At 46.0% G+C, this 578-nt stretch carries 1 protein-coding gene; it reads right to left on the bottom strand.

Annotated features, from left to right (window positions below; genetic code table 11):
* The coding region (locus tag ACTHUR_RS16350) for a coproporphyrinogen III oxidase (protein ID WP_440399731.1) at window positions 1-399 on the bottom strand (399 nt) is incomplete at its 3' end.
* Window positions 400-578 lie beyond the last annotated feature (179 nt).

A 578-nucleotide genomic window follows, 5' to 3' on the forward strand; every position in this document is an offset into this window, starting at 1 on the left:
ATAAAACGGCGTCAAATCAAAGCCGCCGCCAAACCACCAAACCGGCTCGGCATTTTCAGGGTAGGCAATAAAAAAGCGCACATTGGCATGGCTGGTCGGAACATAAGGATTTTTCGGATGAATGACCAGCGACACGCCCATGGCTTCAAACGCCGCGCCTGCCAATTCCGGACGATGGGCCGTAGCAGAAGCCGGCATTTTTGTTCCCTTTACATGCGAAAAATTCACACCGGCCTGCTCGAATACTGCGCCGTTTTTCAATACACGGGTTTCGCCGATACCCAGCTTCCCAGTCCATACTTCATGCACAAATTTGGCTTCGCCATCTTCTTGCTCCAGCGCGGCGCAGATTTGGTTTTGCAGTGTTTTGAGGAGGGTTAGAACGGATTCTGTGTGCATGATATATCCTTGATGGTTTCGTATTTGTAAAATGACAGGGCGGAAGATGATTTAAGTTGTTGAAACTAATTGTTATTTTTCTGTTTCTTTATTATGGGTAAATTTTTGCATGGGCGTATCTTGCAATCAAGCGTTACTCATCGGCAATAGATTGAAAGGTATTACGGGGTTAAAAATAC

Source organism: Neisseria sp. P0021.S007 (assembly GCF_051956855.1).